Origin of the sequence: Mesorhizobium sp. M7A.F.Ca.MR.148.00.0.0 (assembly GCF_003997735.1) — a bacterium.
Lineage (GTDB): Bacteria > Pseudomonadota > Alphaproteobacteria > Rhizobiales > Rhizobiaceae > Mesorhizobium.
In genome coordinates this window covers 1-5,460 of record NZ_RZTB01000202.1, presented here as the reverse complement: position 1 = coordinate 5,460, position 5,460 = coordinate 1, and the positions used below count along the sequence as shown (strand labels likewise).

Sequence of the window (5,460 nt, the reverse complement as noted above, 5' to 3'; positions counted from 1 at the left end):
CTCCCCTACTCCCCTACTCCCCTACCTCGCATTTTCGGGGTTACATCAGTCAAAACTCTTCCCTATAAGGCCCTCCTAGCCTGATACCAGAATCGCGAGCACAACCGGCCGGGTCTTCCCGTCCCGGTTTTTTGTGCAAGCCGCCCGCCGAACGGACCTTTGACATGCCAAGACGCACTGACATCAAGTCGATCCTGATCATCGGGGCCGGCCCCATCGTCATCGGCCAGGCCTGCGAGTTCGACTATTCCGGCACGCAGGCCTGCAAGGCGCTGAAGGAGGAAGGCTTCCGCGTCATTCTGGTCAATTCCAACCCGGCCACCATCATGACCGACCCGGAACTGGCCGACGCCACCTATATCGAGCCGATCACGCCCGAAGTGGTCGCAAAGATCATCGCCAAGGAGCGGCCCGACGCGCTGCTGCCGACCATGGGCGGCCAGACCGCGCTCAACACCGCTCTGTCGCTGCGCCGCATGGGTGTGCTCGAGCGTTACAATGTCGAGATGATCGGCGCCGACGCCACGGCCATCGACAAGGCCGAGGACCGCGCGCTGTTTCGCGAGGCGATGAAGAAGATCGGGCTGGAAACGCCGAAGTCGATGCTGGCCAACGCCACCGACGTCAAGAACACCGACCGCAAGACGCATGAGGCCGAGCGCGCCGCCGTCAAGGCCGAGGCCCCGGCCGATCTCGACGCCGCGCTCGACGCACTGGAAACCCGCTGGAACCTCGGCGAAGGCGACCGCAAGCAGCGCTACATCAGCCATGGCATGGCGATCGCAGCACAAGCGCTCGACCATGTCGGCCTGCCCGCCATCATTCGCCCGTCCTTCACCATGGGTGGCACCGGCGGCGGCATCGCCTATAACCGCGCCGAATTCTACGAGATCGTCCAGTCCGGCCTCGACGCCTCGCCGACCACCGAAGTGCTGATCGAGGAGAGCGTGCTCGGCTGGAAGGAGTACGAGATGGAGGTCGTCCGCGACAAAGCGGACAATTGCATCATCGTCTGCTCGATCGAGAACATCGACCCGATGGGCGTGCATACGGGCGACTCGATCACCGTCGCCCCTGCCCTGACGCTGACCGACAAAGAATACCAGATGATGCGCAACGCCTCGATCGCGGTGCTGCGCGAGATCGGTGTCGAGACCGGCGGCTCCAACGTGCAGTTCGCCGTCAACCCGGCCGATGGCCGGCTGGTGGTCATCGAGATGAACCCGCGCGTCTCGCGCTCTTCGGCACTTGCCTCCAAGGCGACCGGTTTTCCGATCGCCAAGATCGCGGCAAAACTCGCCGTCGGCTACACGCTGGACGAGCTGGAGAACGACATCACCGGCGGCGCCACGCCGGCCTCGTTCGAACCGAGCATCGATTACGTCGTCACAAAAATCCCGCGCTTTGCGTTCGAAAAGTTCCCCGGCGCCGAGCCGGTGCTGACCACCGCCATGAAGTCGGTCGGCGAAGTCATGGCCATCGGCCGCACTTTTCAGGAATCGCTGCAGAAAGCCCTGCGTGGACTGGAAACCGGCCTGACCGGTCTCGACGAGATCGAGATCCCCGGCCTCGGCTATGGTGCGGCGACGGCCAATCATGCCGACGACCGCAACGCCATCCGCGCCGCGCTCGGCACGCCGACGCCCGACCGGCTGCGCATGGTGGCGCAGGCGATCCGCATGGGCACCTCGCTGGAAGACGTCCACGCCATGTGCAAGATCGACCCGTGGTTCCTCGAACAGATCGCTGGCATCGTCGCCATGGAAGCCCGCATCCGCGAGCACGGCATCCCCGAGGATGCCGTCAACCTGCGCATGCTGAAGGCCATGGGTTTCTCCGATGCCCGCCTCGCGTCGCTGACGAAGACCGACGCCGAAGTGATTCAAAAAGTTCGCGAAAAGCTCGACGTTCATCCTGTTTATAAACGCATCGACACTTGCGCGGCCGAGTTCGCCTCGCCCACCGCCTACATGTATTCGACCTATGAAGTGCCGTTTGCCGGCGCGCTGGCCAACGAGGCGCAGGTCTCATCGCGCAAGAAGGTCGTCATCCTCGGCGGCGGTCCCAACCGCATCGGCCAGGGCATCGAGTTCGACTATTGCTGCTGCCATGCCGCCTTTGCACTGCGCGACGCCGGCTATGAAGCGATCATGATCAACTGCAACCCGGAGACGGTCTCGACCGACTACGACACCTCAGACCGGCTCTATTTCGAGCCGCTGACGGCGGAAGACGTGCTGGAGATCTTGCGCGCCGAGCAGGCCTCGGGCGAACTGGTCGGCGTCATCGTCCAGTTCGGGGGCCAGACGCCGCTGAAGCTCGCCGACGCGCTGGAGAAAGCCGGCATCCCGATCCTCGGCACCTCGCCCGACATGATCGATCTCGCCGAAGACCGCGACCGCTTCCAGAAGCTGCTGCACAAGCTGAACCTCAGCCAGCCGAAGAACGGCATCGCCTATTCGGTCGAGCAGGCCCGCCTGGTCGCCGGCGAGCTCGGCTTCCCGCTGGTGGTGCGCCCGTCCTATGTGCTCGGCGGCCGCGCCATGCAGATCATCCATGACGAGGGCATGCTGCAGACCTATCTGCTCGACACCGTGCCCGGCCTGGTGCCGGAGGACATCAAGCAGAAATACCCCAACGACAAGACCGGCCAGATCAACACGCTGCTGGGCAAGAACCCGCTGCTGTTCGACACCTATCTCTCCGGCGCCATCGAGGTCGATGTCGACTGCCTCTGCGACGGCAAGTCGACCTTCGTCTCCGGCATCCTGGAACACATCGAGGAGGCCGGCATCCATTCCGGCGACAGTGCCTGCTCGCTGCCGGTGCACTCGCTGCCTTCCGAGCTGGTCCACGAGCTGGAACGCCAGACGGCAGCCCTTGCGCGCGCGCTCAATGTCGGCGGGTTGATGAACGTGCAGTATGCGATCAAGGACGGCACGGTCTATGTGCTGGAGGTCAACCCGCGCGCATCGCGCACCGTGCCCTTCGTCGCCAAGACCATCGGGCGCCCGATTGCCAAGATCGCCGCCCGCATCATGGCCGGCGAGACGCTGGAAGACGCCTTCGCCCATTACGGCGCGATGCCCGACCCCAGGAACCCCGGCCACATCGCCGTCAAGGAAGCCGTGTTCCCCTTTGCTCGTTTCCCCGGCGTCGACATATTGCTCGGACCGGAAATGCGCTCGACCGGCGAGGTCATGGGCCTCGACCGCGACTTCGCGCTGGCCTTCGCCAAGAGCCAGCTCGGCGCCGGCGTCGACCTGCCCCGCTCCGGCACGCTGTTCGTCTCGGTGCGCGACGAGGACAAGAAGGGCATCCTGCCGGCGGTCAAGCGTCTTGCCGGCCTCGGCTTCAATGTGCTGGCCACATCCGGCACCGCCCGCTTCCTCGCCGAAAACGGCGTGGACGCCCAAAAAATCAACAAGGTGCTGGAAGGCCGCCCCCACATCGAAGACGCCATCCGCAACCGCCAGGTGCAGATCGTCTTCAACACGACGGACGGCCAGAAGGCGGTGTCGGACTCAAAGTCGCTGCGGCGGGCGACATTGATGCAGAAGGTGCCGTATTACACGACGCTGTCAGGTGCGGCCGCCGTGGCGGAGGCGATTGCGGCGCTCAAGGCGGGGAGCCTGGAGGTCAGGCCGCTGCAGGAGTATTTTGCTTGAGGTTCATGCTGCCCCCCAATTTCTTGACAGAATAATGCAAAAAAATGTCAGGAGCTTATCCAATAATTAATTTTGGTAACACCGCGAAAATATAGTTGGCAACAATGCCACTAATTATTCCAAGGCCAATTACGCTAACAATATCAACCCAAAATCTACTTTCATCTTTCTTCATATGACCATAATTCTCTATTGCTTGCTCAGTTAAAAGGAGAACACTTTCACTCCTTCTTTTGTTTATAACAGAACTAAGCTTTTCCATAAATATAATACTAGAAGCAATAATCAAGATCGAGTATCCAACAACAATTGCGGTATATATTTGGATCTCGCCACTAAGGATCCGATTTATTATAATTTGCACCCCATAGCTTATTTTATCTGCCGAACTGGGGACGGACGACATCTCTTTCTCGTACTCTGCAGTCTTAACACTAGAATAATATCTTATTGCAAGTATAAGTGAGGATATCATAAAGGCAACAAATAAAGATGTCAAAGTAGTTACCGTATAGCTCCTATATTTTCTCATAAAGCCCTTCAAACCGATCACAGGAAGTCTGCGCAATGTGGAAACATGACCTTCAACCAAAGATTCAATATCTACACCCCACGACCTAGCGGTATGCTGGACTCTCAATTTAAATCCCTGCCACCCGTCGAAATATGAATCTACGTCATCAACCTTGACAAATGCAATTTCGTCGGGCCGAAACCGACTCCTGAGCGTCGTGAAAGTCAAATCTATATCTTGCTTCTCAGGAGATAAACTCTCACTAAATTTAATCAAATAGGTCCAAGATAGGTTAAACCCTATAGAAATTCTGTTTTTTACCTCTGCATAATTCTCGAACTCTGATATCGAAGCAAGCCTGACGTTAGAATTATCGTCGTAGTAGATAGTGATACCGAAGCCAACCAAAACACCATGGTTCTGTTGCTCAACACGCTGGTTTATCAAATGGTAAAGATTTATAACATTATTTCTCTCAATTATGAAATTTCCAGCAATCCTTTTCTCAATTACCTGTGGTTTTCCAAGTAATTTTCCAATAAATTCTCCAAATTGGTCCGGTTCACACGGGAGAACGATAGCAAAATCTCCAGATGCATCCTGGCCAGATTTGATTTTTCTATTTTCAGGTAGGTTTTTTCTTTCCATTGCCATCCCCTTAAGTGGCAGACAGTACATGGTTGAAATTGAACCATATTCGCCGTGGATATCCGCCCGCAAAATCAAACTGTACGCTACCAACATCTTCGTGCTTAGCAACAGCAATAGTCACCACGCTGCGCAAAATCACAGCAACGCTGATTACGAGCGCGGCAGGCCGCAGTACGGCCTCACGCCACCGCCACACACTCAATCTCGATATCGAACTCCATCGGCCATGACGCCACCGGCACAAAACTCCGCGCTGGCGGGTTCACGCTGAAATACCGCGCATAGACCCGGTTGATCGCGTTGTAGAAGCCGGAGTTGACGGCGTAGATGCGCACCATCACCACGTTTTCCAGCGAGGTGCCGGCCGCTTCCAGGCAATGTTTCAGCGCCTTCAGCGACGCCTCGGTCTGCGTTTCGATGTCGCCGCGCACCATCTCGCCGGTCACCATGTCCACGGGCGGCGTCGCCGAGATGAACACAAAGCCGTTGGCCTTCACCGCCGTCGAACAGGGAAGGCCAAGCGCCCGCACCTTGTCCGACATGACCGGCACTTCGATGATTTCCTTCTTCATGGCAAATCTCCTTTTTGGTCGGACTGGCTGGCGCCAAGGCCCCCTCACCCAGCCT

3 protein-coding genes are annotated in these 5,460 nt (G+C 58.1%); 1 reads left to right on the top strand and 2 read right to left on the bottom strand.

Annotation, left to right across the window (positions count from 1 at the left end; all coding sequences use genetic code 11):
- Positions 1 to 164: 164 nt before the first annotated feature.
- A complete protein-coding gene (gene carB / locus EOB49_RS32625) occupies positions 165 to 3,668 on the top strand; it encodes a carbamoyl-phosphate synthase large subunit (protein WP_127383387.1) in 3,504 nt (1,167 codons plus the stop codon).
- A 55-nt stretch (positions 3,669 to 3,723) separates the two neighbouring features.
- Here the strand turns inward: carB and EOB49_RS32620 are convergent, their stop codons facing one another.
- Both EOB49_RS32620 and EOB49_RS32615 read right to left on the bottom strand, forming a co-directional pair.
- Positions 3,724 to 4,830, bottom strand: coding sequence for a hypothetical protein (locus EOB49_RS32620; RefSeq protein ID WP_127383386.1), 1,107 nt, complete (start codon positions 4,828 to 4,830; stop codon positions 3,724 to 3,726).
- Between the two features lie 182 nt (positions 4,831 to 5,012).
- On the bottom strand, positions 5,013 to 5,405 hold the full coding sequence (locus EOB49_RS32615; RefSeq protein ID WP_127383385.1) for a RidA family protein: 393 nt from the start codon (positions 5,403 to 5,405) through the stop codon (positions 5,013 to 5,015).
- Positions 5,406 to 5,460: the final 55 nt, after the last annotated feature.

What these genes read in the sequence shown, in the direction of transcription:
- carB (WP_127383387.1), top strand. Translation starts at nt 165, where the DNA reads ATGCCAAGACGCACTGACATCAAGTCGATCCTGATCATCGGGGCCGGC.
- EOB49_RS32620 (WP_127383386.1), bottom strand. Translation starts at nt 4,830, where the DNA reads ATGGAAAGAAAAAACCTACCTGAAAATAGAAAAATCAAATCTGGCCAG.
- EOB49_RS32615 (WP_127383385.1), bottom strand. Translation starts at nt 5,405, where the DNA reads ATGAAGAAGGAAATCATCGAAGTGCCGGTCATGTCGGACAAGGTGCGG.